The organism is Salinicola sp., assembly GCF_982684285.1.
Map to the genome: position 1 here is coordinate 1 of NZ_CEXLVS010000113.1, position 12,788 is coordinate 12,788.

Annotated in this window: 14 protein-coding genes and 2 pseudogenes; 6 read left to right on the plus strand and 10 right to left on the minus strand. The window is 66.0% G+C overall.

The window, feature by feature from the left end:
- The coding region (locus AC3AYF_RS11380; RefSeq protein ID WP_295035906.1) for a helix-turn-helix domain-containing protein at positions 1-411 on the minus strand (411 nt) is incomplete at its 3' end.
- Positions 412-612: 201 nt separating this feature from the next.
- On the minus strand, positions 613-1,731 hold the full coding sequence (gene ald, locus AC3AYF_RS11385; RefSeq protein WP_295035905.1) for an alanine dehydrogenase: 1,119 nt from the start codon (positions 1,729-1,731) through the stop codon (positions 613-615).
- Positions 1,732-2,001: 270 nt separating this feature from the next.
- On the opposite strand from ald, the gene AC3AYF_RS11390 reads away from it, so the two are divergent.
- From AC3AYF_RS11390 to AC3AYF_RS11400, 3 genes are read left to right on the plus strand one after another with little or no spacing between them, the layout of a single operon-like run.
- Positions 2,002-3,393, plus strand: a complete 1,392-nt coding sequence (locus tag AC3AYF_RS11390) for an amidase (RefSeq protein ID WP_295035904.1) — start codon at positions 2,002-2,004, stop codon at positions 3,391-3,393.
- 54 nt (positions 3,394-3,447) lie between these two features.
- Positions 3,448-3,729 carry a hypothetical protein gene (locus AC3AYF_RS11395; RefSeq protein WP_295035903.1) on the plus strand — a complete coding sequence of 94 codons (282 nt, stop codon included), beginning with the start codon at positions 3,448-3,450 and terminating at the stop codon, positions 3,727-3,729.
- On the plus strand, positions 3,722-5,239 hold the full coding sequence (locus AC3AYF_RS11400) for a sodium:solute symporter family protein (protein WP_487779746.1): 1,518 nt from the start codon (positions 3,722-3,724) through the stop codon (positions 5,237-5,239). The genes AC3AYF_RS11395 and AC3AYF_RS11400 overlap by 8 nt, the downstream gene beginning before the upstream one ends.
- A gap of 72 nt (positions 5,240-5,311) precedes the next feature.
- Here the strand turns inward: AC3AYF_RS11400 and AC3AYF_RS11405 are convergent, their stop codons facing one another.
- From AC3AYF_RS11405 to radC, 7 genes are all read right to left on the minus strand, one after another.
- Positions 5,312-5,752, minus strand: a complete 441-nt coding sequence (locus tag AC3AYF_RS11405) for an acyl-CoA thioesterase (protein WP_487779747.1) — start codon at positions 5,750-5,752, stop codon at positions 5,312-5,314.
- A 50-nt stretch (positions 5,753-5,802) separates the two neighbouring features.
- Positions 5,803-6,138: a putative signal transducing protein gene (locus AC3AYF_RS11410; RefSeq protein ID WP_295035900.1), complete on the minus strand. Its 336-nt coding sequence runs from the start codon at positions 6,136-6,138 to the stop codon at positions 5,803-5,805.
- 27 nt (positions 6,139-6,165) lie between these two features.
- Positions 6,166-7,356 (minus strand): class I SAM-dependent rRNA methyltransferase, encoded by a 1,191-nt coding sequence (locus AC3AYF_RS11415; RefSeq protein WP_487779748.1) that lies wholly within the window; start codon positions 7,354-7,356, stop codon positions 6,166-6,168.
- 206 nt (positions 7,357-7,562) lie between these two features.
- Positions 7,563-8,378, minus strand: a complete 816-nt coding sequence (mutM, locus tag AC3AYF_RS11420) for a bifunctional DNA-formamidopyrimidine glycosylase/DNA-(apurinic or apyrimidinic site) lyase (protein ID WP_295035899.1) — start codon at positions 8,376-8,378, stop codon at positions 7,563-7,565.
- Positions 8,379-8,515: 137 nt separating this feature from the next.
- Positions 8,516-8,671: a 50S ribosomal protein L33 gene (rpmG, locus tag AC3AYF_RS11425; protein WP_035472447.1), complete on the minus strand. Its 156-nt coding sequence runs from the start codon at positions 8,669-8,671 to the stop codon at positions 8,516-8,518.
- An 11-nt stretch (positions 8,672-8,682) separates the two neighbouring features.
- Positions 8,683-8,919 carry a 50S ribosomal protein L28 gene (gene rpmB / locus AC3AYF_RS11430; RefSeq protein ID WP_075568200.1) on the minus strand — a complete coding sequence of 79 codons (237 nt, stop codon included), beginning with the start codon at positions 8,917-8,919 and terminating at the stop codon, positions 8,683-8,685.
- A gap of 271 nt (positions 8,920-9,190) precedes the next feature.
- Complete coding sequence (radC, locus tag AC3AYF_RS11435) at positions 9,191-9,865, minus strand: RadC family protein (protein WP_295035898.1); 675 nt, start codon at positions 9,863-9,865, stop codon at positions 9,191-9,193.
- 219 nt (positions 9,866-10,084) lie between these two features.
- Here radC and AC3AYF_RS11440 point away from each other — a divergent pair, with 219 nt between their 5' ends.
- From AC3AYF_RS11440 to AC3AYF_RS11450, 3 genes and pseudogenes are all read left to right on the plus strand, one after another.
- Entirely contained in the window at positions 10,085-10,789 is a 705-nt protein-coding gene (locus AC3AYF_RS11440) for a GntR family transcriptional regulator (protein WP_295035897.1), read from the plus strand.
- A gap of 29 nt (positions 10,790-10,818) precedes the next feature.
- A complete protein-coding gene (gene manD, locus AC3AYF_RS11445) occupies positions 10,819-12,030 on the plus strand; it encodes a D-mannonate dehydratase ManD (protein WP_295035896.1) in 1,212 nt (403 codons plus the stop codon).
- 207 nt (positions 12,031-12,237) lie between these two features.
- Positions 12,238-12,456, plus strand: a pseudogene (locus AC3AYF_RS11450) (alcohol dehydrogenase catalytic domain-containing protein); the annotation flags it as partial.
- 138 nt (positions 12,457-12,594) lie between these two features.
- On the opposite strand, the pseudogene AC3AYF_RS11455 reads toward AC3AYF_RS11450, so the two are convergent.
- A pseudogene (locus AC3AYF_RS11455) lies at positions 12,595-12,756 on the minus strand (ACT domain-containing protein); the annotation flags it as partial.
- Positions 12,757-12,788: the final 32 nt, after the last annotated feature.

Genomic DNA, 12,788 nt, shown 5'->3' on the forward strand with positions numbered 1-12,788 from the left:
GCCGCCACGCGGTCTGCCCACCGGATAGGCGCCGTTCTGGACTTCGAGGCAGACCGCGTGGCGGCCGTCGTGGGCAAACAGGTAAAAGCTGTCGCCAAGCCGCTGCGCCAGCTCGAGCAATCTGGGGCGAGCCAGGTCGCGAAGGCTGCCGCCGTTGCCCGCTTCGGCGCCGAGTACCAGCAGCTCGTAGCCCAGCAGATAGCGATGACGCAGTGGAGAGGGACGCAGGAACCCCTCCTCGCGCAGCCCCTTGAGCAGTCGGTAGATGGTGGGGCGGCTCAGCTCGGTGGCATCGAGATAATCGTCGATGCCCGCGCCGCGGGCACCGCAAGCCGCGGTCGTCCGCAGCAGTGCCATCACATGGCGCAGGGTGGAAGGTGTCTGGGAGGATTCACGCGGAGTTGATGGCACGTCGACGACTCGAAACCGGGATCTCTGTCGAGCATACCGAGACGTGTTGTCGAGTTCGTCTCACATAGCGAGATTCTGACCCGCTGCATTGCATGCAAGGCCGCATGACCACAGCCTGAAACCGAAAGCGGCGCCGACAGTGTCGGCGCCGCTGATCGGTCGATCTCGCCTGCTGGTCCCCGCCTCGGAGGGTGCTCGACCTCAGCCCTTGAGAATCTGCTCGGTTGCAGCCACGTCCAGCCCGAACGCTTCGCCGACGGCGGCGTAGGTCACCTGACCGGCATGAACGTTGAGGCCGGCGCGGAAATGCGCGTCATCGGCCAGCGCCCGCTGCCAGCCCTTGTCGGCCAGCGCGATCACGAACGGCAGCGTGGCGTTGGTCAGCGCCTGGGTCGAGGTGCGCGCCACCGCGCCGGGCATATTGGCAACGCAGTAGTGGACGATCCCGTCGACCACGTAGCTGGGATCGGCGTGGGTGGTCGGCTTGCTGGTCTCGAAGCAGCCGCCCTGGTCGATCGCCACGTCCACCAGCACGCTGCCCGGTCTCATCTCGCCCAGCATCCCACGGGTGATCAGCTTGGGCGCGGCCGCGCCGGGCACCAGCACGGCGCCAATGATCATGTCGGACTCGCGCACGGCGACTTCCAGCGTCTCGGTGGTCGAATAGACCGTGCGAATCCGGCCCTGGTAACGATGGTCGAGCACTTCCAGCCGGGGCAGGGACTTGTCCAGGATGGTCACTTCGGCGCCCAGCCCCAGCGCCATGCGCGCGGCATTCTCGCCGACCACGCCGCCGCCGATCACCGTGACCTTGGCCGGCGCCACGCCAGGCACCCCCGGCAGCAGAATGCCGGCACCGCCCTGGGCCTTCTCCAGGCTGTGTGCTCCGGCCTGTACCGCCATGCGGCCGGCGACGCGACTCATCGGCGCCAGCAGCGGCAAGCCGCCCAGGTCATCGGTGATGGTCTCGTAGGCGATGCAGGTGGCACCGCTGTCGATCAGGCCGCGAGTCAGCCGCTCCTCGGCGGCCAGGTGCAGGTAGGTGAACAGCGTCTGCGTTGGTCGCAGCCGGGCGACCTCTTCCGCCTGCGGCTCCTTGACCTTGAGGATCAGCTCCGCGCTCGCCCATAGCGCATCGACGTCGGCCACGAGGTCGGCGCCGGCCTCCCGGTAGGCCTCGTCCGGATAGCCGGCTCCGATCCCCGCCTCCGCCTGTACCGAAACCCGGTGGCCTCGCGCCACCAGTTCACGCACGCCGCCCGGTGTCAGGGCGACGCGATATTCATGGTTCTTGATTTCCTTGGGGACGCCAACATGCATGGTCGTTGCCTCGATCGTTGGTTGTCATTGAAGGATCGAGAGAATTACAGCACAACAGCAATAAAGACGGGATAGGGCGACAAAAAACACGCCAAAACACTAAAAGAAAGATATTGGCAAAAAATAATTCCAGACAACCGGCCATGAAAAGATAAATGGACCAAACATGCAAAGACCACTGCGATCGCCGATTCGCAGTAGCGATGATTCGCCAATACGCTGCATGCTGAAGACCAACGCCAACGACAATCCTGACGAGGCCCTCTCGCCATGAACCTTCTCGATGCATCCGCGACCGCGCTGCTGGCCGGCTTTCGCGACGGTCGCTGCTCGCCCGCCGACTACGTCGCCGAACTCATCCCGCACATCCATGCCTGGGAACCTCACATCAACGCACTCTACGCCTACGACGAGGCGACGCTGACGACAGCGGCCGCCGAAGCCACCCGGCGCTGGCACAATGGCGCCCCGCTGGGACCACTCGACGGCATTCCGGTCACGATCAAGGAGTTGATCGCCACCCGCGGCGTGCCGATCCCGCAAGGCACCGCGGTCACCGAACTGACGCCGGCTCGCGAGGATGCACCGCCATCGGCACGGCTGAGGGAGGATCGCGCCCTGATCTTGGCCAAGACCACCTGCCCCGATTTCGGCATGATGTCCTCCGGCGTCTCGACTTTCCACGGCCTGACCCGCAACCCGTGGAAGCTCGACGCCAACCCCGGCGGCTCCAGCTCCGGCGCCGGCGCGGCGGCAGCCGCCGGCCTGGGGCCGCTGCATGTCGGCACCGACATCGGCGGCTCGGTGCGCCTCCCGGCCGCGTGGTGCGGGCTGGTCGGCTTCAAGCCCACGCTGGGGCGCATTCCCATCGATCCCTGCTACACCGGGCGTTGTGCCGGGCCGATGACCCGCACGGTCGAGGACGCCGCGCTGATGATGCGCACGCTGGCCCGCACCGATCGCCGCGATCCGACCCGCCTGCCACCCTCCCGGATCGACTGGATGGCGCTCTCGCTCGAGCTGTCGGGGCTCAGACTCGGCGTCATGCTTGATGCCGGCTGCGGCATGGCCGTCGATCCCCAGCTTCTGGCCGCGGTGGAAGCCGCCGCGGCGGGGTTCGAACGCGCCGGCGCCACGCTGGTGCCGATGGCACCGGTGATGACCCGCGAGATGCTCAACGGTCTCGACAACTTCTGGCGGGCGAGGCAGTGGAAGACGCTGGCCACGCTGAGCGAGGCGGATCGCGCCCGCGTGTTTCCCATGATCACCCAGTGGGCGGCGCGCGGCGCCGAGTTGAGTGCGGTCGATGTCGTCCACGGCTTCGAGCAGACCTTTGCCCTGCGCCGCGCCACCGAGGCCGCGTTCGACGACGTCGACGCCATCCTCTCCCCGACGACGCCGGTCTACACCTTCCCCGCCGAGTACGGCCACCCCTCCAACGATCCGGATCGTCCGTTCGAGCACCTGGGCTTCACGCTACCGTGGAACATGGGCGAGCAGCCGGCACTGTCCATCAACGGCGGTTTCGGTCGCGACGGCCTGCCGCTCGGCATTCAGTTGGTCGCACCACGTTTCGAGGATCGGCGGGTTCTGCAGCTCGCCCATCGCTTCGAGCAGTGGCGTGGACCGATTCGCACCTGGCCGACACCGCCACGAAGCTGAACCGGGGGCCCCGGCACGGTATCCTCGACGACAACAAGATGCTGGAGTGATGTCATGAACCACCGCTTGATCCGCCCTGCCACCACGAGAGGGAAGGCCGTGCTGGCCCTCTTCCTGCTGGTCATCCTGGCCGGACTGTGGCCGGCCATCCTGCTGGCCAACCACGCCGTGCTGATACTGGGCCTGCCGTCGCTGGCGGCCTGGTCCTGCCTGATCATCCTGGCGTCGACCGCGGTGATGCTGCTGGCCAACCGGCTGCTGCCCCTGCCAGCCTCGGTCACCCAGGCGCATCCGCCGACACCGCCGTCGGGATCGGGAGAGTGTGTCGATGAGTGATCCGATTCCGCTGCTGATGACCCTGGTCTACGTGGCCATCGCGCTGTGGCTGGGGATCCGCGCCCGCGGCAGTCATCGCATGGACAGGCTCGAGCAGTGGGGCGGTGCCGGACGCAGCATGGGGCCTCTGGTGATGTATCTGTTGATGGGCGCCGGCAGCATCAGCGCCTACACCTTCATGGGCGCGCCGGGCTGGGCCTGGAGCAAGGGCGTGCCGGTGTTTTACGTCGTCATCTACCTGAGCTACCTGGCGCTGGTCGCCTGGTACTGCGGGCCCAGGGTGTGGGCGTTCGGCGCCAGGCTCGGCCACGTCACCCAGGCCCAGGCGGTGGCGGATCGCTTCGAGAGCCCGCTGCTCGGCGCGCTGACGTCACTGGTGATGTCGATCGGCGCCATGGCGTATGCCGTCCTCCAGACCATCGGCGCGGCCTACATCCTCGAGGTGATGAGCGGCGGCCTGCTGCCCTTCGCGCTCAATATCTGGCTGGTGCTTGGCACCATCGCGATCTATCTGTTCATCAGCGGCCAGCGCGCCATCGGCGTGACCAACGCGTTTCAGGGCGGCCTGATGCTGGTTGTGGCCTGGACGATCGGGCTCTGGGCAGCCCACCGGATGACCGGCGACTGGTGGTTCGGCGGGGTCTTCGAGCGACTGCGCGACACCCACGTCGACTTCCTGACGCTGCCGGGCGGCCTCGGCGACATGAGTTTCGCCTTCTGGACCTCGTCGATCATCGTCTCGATGTTCTCGTTCCAGCAGCCGGTCTGGCTGCAGTGGATGAGCGCCGACTCGGCCCAGAGCATCCGCCGCAGCGCCAGCTGGCTGCCGACCTACTACTTCGTCATCCTGCCAATGGTGGTGGTCGGTTTCATCGGCATCTTCAGCCTGCCCCACCTGGAGCGTGCCGACACCGTCGCCCTGCAGCTGGCATTCCAGCAGATGCCGCCGGTACTGGTCGGCCTGCTCGGCGCCGGCACCCTGGCCGCCGCGATGTCCTCCAGCGAACCCTACATCCACGGCACCGCACTGACATGGACCCGGGACGTGATCCGTCCGCTGTTCAAGCTCTCGGAGCGGCGCACCGGCCAGCTCGCGCGCTATCTGATCTTTCCGATCATGCTGCTGATCGTCGGCCCGGTGGCGATGCTCAATCCCGGCAACCTGATCATGATCCTGCTGGTCGGGCTCGGCTTCGCCGCCCAGATGCTGCCGGCCTTCATCGGTTTGTTCGTATGGCCACGGGCGACGCGGGCAGGCGTGCTTTGCGGGCTGGCCGCCGGCTTCATCGTGACCGTCCTGTTCACGGTGGTGTGGCCCAACCCGCTCGGCGTCCACGCCGGCGCCTGGGGCTTGATCGTCAATCTGCCGCTGTTCGTCGCCGTCTCCCGGGTCACGCGTCCGGCCAGCGACGCCACACTCGCCCGCTTCATGGCGATCGTCGCCCCCGGCCGGCCGACATCGCGCGCACCCGGCAAGCGCGAGCCGGCATCCTCGTCCGCCATCACATGAGCCGGAACGCCACCGGCCCCGCTCGGCGCGACGAGCGGGGCCGGTGGCGTTCCGAACCAGCGAATTGGCGATTCAGCGATCGGCGGTGATGCAGGCGCCGCCGTAGACCTCGACGAAGCTGGGCGGCATGCGCTTCGGCCGGCAGCTCTCCATATCGATGCAGACGAAGCGGGTATGCGCGCGCAGCAAGGTGCGGGACGTTTCGACGTGACGCAGCTGGAAGCGCCGCTCCAGCGACAGGCGGCCATCGCAACTGACGATCCAGGTCGAGAGCTGAAAGCGGTCGCCCTCGAAGGCCGGCGCGAGGTAGTCCAGCTCGTGACGGTGAACGACCATGCCGCGATTGAGCGCACGATAGTCTTCCAGCGTCAGCCCCAGCGCGCGCGAATGCGCCCAGCTGGCACGCTCGACCCAGCGCAGATACTCGGCGTTGTTGACGTGCCCATAGTGATCGATGCTCGAGGGCTCGACATCGATATCGATCACGAAAGGGGTGGGCAGGTCCCAGTCCATGCAAACCTCCTGGGTTGAATCAGACGACACCGCAGCGACAGCGACGGGGATCAGCAGCCATCCCGGTCCGGGCGATCGCGGCCGCAGTGCCAGCAACGGTCGAACACGCCGTCGAGCCACTCCCCGCAGCCCTGGCAGCGCCAGGCGGGCAAGGCCACGGTTGGCCCATCGAGCGCTTCTCGGACCAGCTGAACCGCCCGCGTCTCGGCGGTAGCGGATACCCAGACCTCGGCCTCGCACTGATCGGGCGGCAGCTCCCCCGCCCCGCCGGCCAGGGTCATGTTGCGCAACGTGGCCGACAGGCCGGCGCTCTCGATCAGGTTACGAACATGACTGACCAACAAGACATTGGCGTGACGAAAGACGCAAACCCGTTCGACGGTCATGTCAACGACACCGGATCGTCGCGACCATCAGTTCCGGAAGACCCGCACGCCGAGCGCTTTCAGGGAAGCGGTCTCGGGAATCGACGGATGCACCGGGTGATCACCGGCCTGGCCGCCGCGATAGATGATCTGGCCGTGGCGATCCTGATGGCGTACCGCGCCCCGCACGCACTCGACCAGACGCTCCTCGAACAGGTGCATGGAGCAGGAGGCCGACATCAGCAGGCCGTCGCGCCCCAACAGCCGCATCGCCTCGCGGTTGAGGCGCGCATAGGCGCGTTCGCCATTGGCGAGATCCTTGCGTTTCTTGATGAACGCCGGCGGATCCAGCACCACCACATCGAACTTCTCGCCCTCGGCGCGCAGCGCCGTCATGGCCTCGAACACGTCGCCGTGGCCGACCGCGACCTGCTCGTGGAGCCCGTTGAGGGCGGCGTTCTCGGCCACCCGGTCGAGCGCGGTCTGGGAAGCATCGACACACAGCACCTCGCTGGCGCCGTGCGCCGCCGCCTGAACGCCCCAGCCACCGACGTAGCTGAACAGGTCGAGCACCCGCTTGCCGGCGACCAGGCCGTTGAGCCAGGCGCGGTTGGCGCGATGGTCGTAGAACCAGCCGGTCTTCTGGCCGTCCAGCACCGGCGCCACGAAACGGACGCCGTTCTCTTCCAGCAGCACCTCGTCCGGCAACTCGCCGTGAACCACCGCCACTTCCGACTCGAGCTGCTCCAGGCGACGGCCGCTGGAGTCGTTCTTGAACACGATTGCCTTCGGCGACAGTACCTTGTCGAGCGCCGCGATCACCTCGTCACGCACCGTCTCCATGCCGAGGGTGTTGAGCTGGACCACCAGCACGTCGTCGAAACGGTCGACGATCAGCCCCGGCAGCAGGTCGCCCTCGCCGTGAACCAGACGATAGAACGGCTTGGCAAAGAGCCGGTCGCGCAGCGCCAGCGCCTGGTTGAAGCGGTGAACCAGCAACGAGCGATCGAGCCGAACGTCGGCGTCGCGGGAAACGACACGGGCGCAGATCAGCGAGTTCGGGTTGACGTAGGCGACACCCAATGCCTTGCCGTTGGCGGCCTCGATGGTCACCTGCGCCCCCGGCTCCAGGCCCTTGAGCGGTGTGGCCTGGATATCGATCTCGTTGGAGTAGAGCCAGAGATGGCCTGCCTTCAAGCGTCGATCGGCGTTCTTCTTGAGACGCAGGGTCTGGGTCACGGTTGACTCCATGTGCAGGGCTCCATCGGGAAGTGACATCAGCAAAAATATCCGGGGCACGCGTGTTCGAAGACACGTACGCCACGAAGGTCTGGCGCATTCTACCCGGCGTGGGGGAAACCCCAAGCCATCGGATGCGAAATCGAACGGCCAAAACGCGAAACGTTAGAGGGTTGGTGTGCGGTGATGTGCCATCGGCGAGCCATTCAGGTCTGACACACCGCGCAGAAGACGCTGGCACGCTGCCCCAGCACGATCTGGCGCAGCTCCAGGCCACAATACCGGCAGGGCTGCCCCCCGCGGCCGTAGACGTTGAGCCGCTGGGCGAAGTAACCCGGTTCGCCGCTACCGCTGACGAAATCCCGCAGCGTCGTGCCGCCCTGGGTGATCGCCGCCGCCAGCACCGTCTTGATCGCGTCGGCGAGGCATTCGAAACGCTCGAGGGAGACGCGCCCGGCGGCGCGGCGCGGATCGATCCCGGCCATGAACAGCGCCTCGGTGGCGTAGATATTGCCCACGCCCACGACCACCGCGTTGTCCATGATGAAGGTCTTCACCGCGGCACGGCGACCCCGGGACAGCCGGTAGAGTCGCCGTCCATCGAAATCCGGCGACAGCGGTTCCGGCCCCAGCCTCGCCAGCCGGATATCCGATTCGACGTCTCCCGCCAGCCAGTCGACGAAGCCGAAGCGGCGGGGATCGTGGTAGCGCAGGATGTTGCCACCTTCGAACACCACGTCGACATGATCGTGCTTCTTGGGCTGATCGCCGACGCGGGCGATGCGCAGGCTCCCGGACATGCCGAGATGCCACAGCAGGGTTCGCTCCACCAGCGGCAGCAGCAGATACTTGGCGCGGCGGGAAACCCCGCCGAACCGCGCGCCGATCAGCGTCGACTCCAGATCGCCGGGGACCGGCACGCGCAGACTGCGTTGGCGCACGATCACCTCGACGATCTCCCGCCCCTCGACGTGGGGGGCGATGCCGCGGCGGGTGGTCTCGACTTCGGGAAGCTCGGGCATGCGTCTGTTCTCGCGGCTCTTTCATCACACGAATTCATCACAAACGAATTCGCCACAAACGAGAAAACCCGGTCGAGGACCGGGTTTTCCGTACTGTCATTCCAGCGCTGGCATTGCAGCACCGGTGGAAAGCTAGATCACTTGATCTTGGCTTCCTTGTAGATGACGTGCTTGCGAACGACCGGATCGTACTTCTTGAATTCCAGCTTGTCCGGGGTGTTACGCTTGTTCTTAGCCGTGGTGTAGAAGTGGCCGGTACCGGCACTGGACACCAACTTGATCTTGTCACGCATGTCTCGACTCCTTAAAGGCTGGCGCCACGCTTGCGAATGTCGCTGAGCACCGCTTCGATGCCCTTCTTGTCGATGATGCGCATGCCCTTGGAGGACAGACGCAGCTTGACGAAACGCTTCTCGGATTCGACCCAGAAACGATGCGTATGCAGGTTCGGGACGAAACGACGACGTGTCTTGCGCTGTGAGTGCGAGACGTTGTTACCAGTCACCGGACGCTTACCGGTAACCTGACAAACTTGGGACATGGAAGCCTCCGACCACTGACGGGTTGGGTTGTTCGGTTTATCTCGGGCATCTGGGAAGGCGCGAAATGAGTTGCTCTCGCCGTATGCCCCGATTCAAAGGGCGTACTTTATACCAGAGCCCCCTGCGCTTCGCAACAATTTGGCGCCCTGCAACTGCAGCGTCCATCGTTGCCGACACGCCGCCGCAGCGGCGACCACCCGAGAACATGGCGCGGCATGTTACCCGAATCCGGCACGTCTTCCCATCCGAATCTCGAAATCGATGCGCTTCTTACAGCCATCCCCGTTCGGCGAAGGAGATCACCTCGCCGTCTCCGATGACGAAGTGGTCCAGCACGCGAATGTCGAACAGCGCCAGCGCCTCGCGCAGGCGCTCGGTGATCCGACGGTCGGCGTCGCTGGGCTCGGCCACGCCGGAGGGGTGATTATGGGCGAAGATCACCGCGCCGGCATTGTGCGCAAGCGTCCGTCGGGCGACTTCCCGCGGATAGACGGAGGCGCTGTCCAGGGTGCCCTCGGAGAGGATCTCGAAGCGGATCACGCGATGCTGGGTGTCCAGGAACAGCGCCGCGAACGCCTCATGCTCAAGATGCCGCAGCTGCGCACTCAGGAAGGTCCGTACCAGCGCCGGCGAGGTCAGCGCTGCCTCCCGCTCGAGCAGGCTGCCCAGATGACGGCGCGACAGCTCGAGCGTGGCCTGGAGCTGCACGAACTTCGCTTCCCCCAAGCCATGCTCGGCACAGAACCGCTGGCGACTCGCTTCCAGCAGTTGGCGTAGCCCGCCGAAGCTGCTCAGCAGATCCCGCGCCAGATCCACCGCCGAGCGCCCCTTGACCCCGACGCGCAGAAAGATCGCCAGCAACTCGGCGTCGGACAGTGCCGCGGCTCCCAGCGTCAACAGTTTCTCCCGCGGCCGCTCTCCCTCCGGCCAATCGCGTATCCCCATCGCTGCCCCGCCTCCTTCGATGACGAATCTTGCCCGCAGCCCGCAGCCCGCAGCCCGCAGCCCGCAGCCCGCAGCCAATTGCAGTAGCCATCGGCAGAAGCGGCCAAAACTGTGACGGCGGCCACGGTTTTTCATGCGGCCAAAGTCGAATCGTCAACACCGCACGAGAACTACCATACTAGTCAGACAAGATAGCCAACCGTGAACACCGGAGCCCCCTTGACCACGACGACCCTGCAGACACTCTGGAACGCCTCGGAAGCCGGACACGTGCGTCAGCGGCTGTACGACGTGCTGCGCCACGCCATCATCCGGCTGGTGCTGGCACCGGGCCAGGCACTCTCCGAAAAGGAGATCGCCGACACTTTCGAGGTCAGCCGCCAGCCGGTTCGCGAAGCGTTCATCCGGCTCTCGGAAGCGGGGCTGGTCGAGGTTCGCCCCCAGCGCGGCACCTTCGTGGTCAAGATTTCGCCACAAGCCGTCTATAGCGCGCGTTTCGTGCGTGAGGCGATCGAGGTGGCCGTGGCCAAGTCGGCCGCCGAGCAGGGACTCTCCCGGCGCGGGATGGAGGACCTCCTGGAACTGGTCGAACGCCAGCGCCGAACCATCGACAGCGGCGATTACGACCGTTTCTACGTGCTCGACGAAGCCTTCCACCAGACCCTCTCCCGGGAAGCGGGGCATGAATCGGCCTGGCGTTTCACCGAGGAGGTCAAGGCGCATTTCGACCGCGTCCGGTACATCAGCGTGCCCGACGGCACGCCGCTGGAGACCCTGGTCGACCAGCACGCCAGCATCGTCGCGGCGATAGACGATCGCGATCCGGAAGCCGCCGAGCGAGCCGTGCAGGCGCATCTGAGAGAGCTGCTGACATCGCTGCCCCGCCTGATCGACCGCTTCCCCGACCTGTTCGCCACCCACTGAAGCTGCCGCTTTCCCCTGCCGGAGACCCCATGAAAATCATCGACGCCCGCGTCATCGTCACCAGCCCGGGACGCAATTTCGTCACCCTCAAGCTGATTACCGAATCGGGCACCTACGGCATCGGCGACGCCACGCTCAACGGCCGCGAAATGGCGGTCGCGGCCTATCTGGAAGAGCACGTGGTGCCGGCGCTGATCGGTCGCGATGCCAGCCGCATAGAGGACACCTGGCAGTACCTCTATCGTGGCGCCTACTGGCGCCGCGGCCCGGTCACCATGAGCGCCATCGGCGCCGTCGACATGGCGCTGTGGGACATCAAGGCCAAGGCGGCCAACATGCCGCTCTATCAACTGCTGGGCGGCAAGAGCCGCGAGCGGGTGATGACCTACGCCCACTGCACCGGCAGGGACATTGACAGCTGCCTGGAGGAAGTCGCCCGTCACGTCGAGCAGGGCTACAAGGCGGTGCGGGTTCAGGCCGGCGTCCCCGGAATCGAGACGATCTACGGCGTCGCCAAGCGGGAAGGCGAGCGCTACGAGCCGGCCGATGCCGAGCTCCCCGCCGAGCACGTCTGGAGCACCGAAAAATATCTCAACCACGTGCCGCAGCTGTTCGCCGCGGTGCGCGAGCGCTTCGGCCACGAGCTGCACCTGCTGCATGACGTCCACCACCGGCTGACACCGATCGAAGCCGCGCGGCTGGGCAAGGCGGTGGAGCCTTACCACCTGTTCTGGCTCGAGGACTGTGTGCCGGCGGAGAACCAGGAGAGCCTGCGCCTGATCCGCGAACACACCACCACGCCGTTGGCCATCGGCGAGGTGTTCAACTCGATCCACGACTGCCGCGAGATGATCCAGAACCAGTGGATCGACTACATCCGCACCCCGCTGACCCACGGCGGCGGCATTACCCATCTGCGCCGGATCGCCGACCTGGCCTCGCTCTACCATGTGCGTACCGGCTTCCACGGGCCGACGGATCTATCGCCTGTGTGCCTCGGCGCGGCGATTCACTTCGATACCTGGGTGCCCAACTTCGGTATCCAGGAGCACATGCCCCACGACGAGCTGACGGATAGCGTCTTCCCCCACGACTACCGCTTCGAGGATGGCCACTTCCTGGTCGGCGAGACCCCGGGGCATGGCGTCGATATCGACGAGGAAGCCGCCGCCCGCCACCCGTTCAAACGTGCCAGCCTGCCGGTCAACCGGCTCGAGGACGGCACCCTGTGGCACTGGTGAACACGGCACTGGTGAACACGGCACTGGTGAACACGGCACCGGCGAGCCCGTGCCAGGCCGATTGCGACACATCCAGGAGAGTCATCGATGCAAGCCTTTGAAGTCAGCGCCCCGCATGCCTTTGCCGTCGGCGATCAGCCTGCGCCGGCCCCAGCACCGGGTGAAGTCGTTATCGACGTCGCGTTCGCCGGCATCTGCGGCTCGGACATGCATATCATCCATGGCGACAACGCCTTCGTGCAGTTTCCGCGGATCACCGGCCACGAGTTCGCCGGGGTGATCCGCGCCGTGGGCGATGGCGTCGATCCCGCCCGTGTCGGCGAGCGGGTCTGCATCGACCCGGTGGTCAACTGCGGCCGATGCTACCCCTGCCGTATCGGCCGGCCCAACGTCTGCAGCGCGATGCAGGTGATCGGCGTTCACAGAAATGGCGGCTTTGCCGAGCAGGTCAACGTGCCGGCGGCCAACGCCCACTGCATCCCCGACGATCTCGATCTCGACGGCTCGCTTGCCGATCAGCGCCTTGGCGAGCGGCGAGGAGATGGAGATCGCCCCCACCTTCATGTCCGCCTCGTGCTGGCCGACGATGCGGTAGGTCTTCTCCTCCTCCGTCTCCTCGTCGACGACGGTGATTTTGATCTCACTCGTGGAAATCATCTGGATGTTGATGCCCTCTCCGGCGAGCACTTCGAACATCTTGGAGGCGACCCCGGCGTGGTCCTTCATGCCGAGGCCGACTACCGAGACCTTGGCGATCG

Excerpts from the sequence above, each read along its gene's own strand:
- ald (WP_295035905.1), bottom strand. The coding sequence starts at position 1,731 with ATGCATGTTGGCGTCCCCAAGGAAATCAAGAACCATGAATATCGCGTC.
- AC3AYF_RS11390 (WP_295035904.1), top strand. The coding sequence starts at position 2,002 with ATGAACCTTCTCGATGCATCCGCGACCGCGCTGCTGGCCGGCTTTCGC.
- AC3AYF_RS11395 (WP_295035903.1), top strand. The coding sequence starts at position 3,448 with ATGAACCACCGCTTGATCCGCCCTGCCACCACGAGAGGGAAGGCCGTG.
- AC3AYF_RS11400 (WP_487779746.1), top strand. The coding sequence starts at position 3,722 with ATGAGTGATCCGATTCCGCTGCTGATGACCCTGGTCTACGTGGCCATC.
- AC3AYF_RS11405 (WP_487779747.1), bottom strand. The coding sequence starts at position 5,752 with ATGGACTGGGACCTGCCCACCCCTTTCGTGATCGATATCGATGTCGAG.
- AC3AYF_RS11410 (WP_295035900.1), bottom strand. The coding sequence starts at position 6,138 with ATGACCGTCGAACGGGTTTGCGTCTTTCGTCACGCCAATGTCTTGTTG.
- mutM (WP_295035899.1), bottom strand. The coding sequence starts at position 8,378 with ATGCCCGAGCTTCCCGAAGTCGAGACCACCCGCCGCGGCATCGCCCCC.
- rpmG (WP_035472447.1), bottom strand. The coding sequence starts at position 8,671 with ATGCGTGACAAGATCAAGTTGGTGTCCAGTGCCGGTACCGGCCACTTC.
- rpmB (WP_075568200.1), bottom strand. The coding sequence starts at position 8,919 with ATGTCCCAAGTTTGTCAGGTTACCGGTAAGCGTCCGGTGACTGGTAAC.
- radC (WP_295035898.1), bottom strand. The coding sequence starts at position 9,865 with ATGGGGATACGCGATTGGCCGGAGGGAGAGCGGCCGCGGGAGAAACTG.
- manD (WP_295035896.1), top strand. The coding sequence starts at position 10,819 with ATGAAAATCATCGACGCCCGCGTCATCGTCACCAGCCCGGGACGCAAT.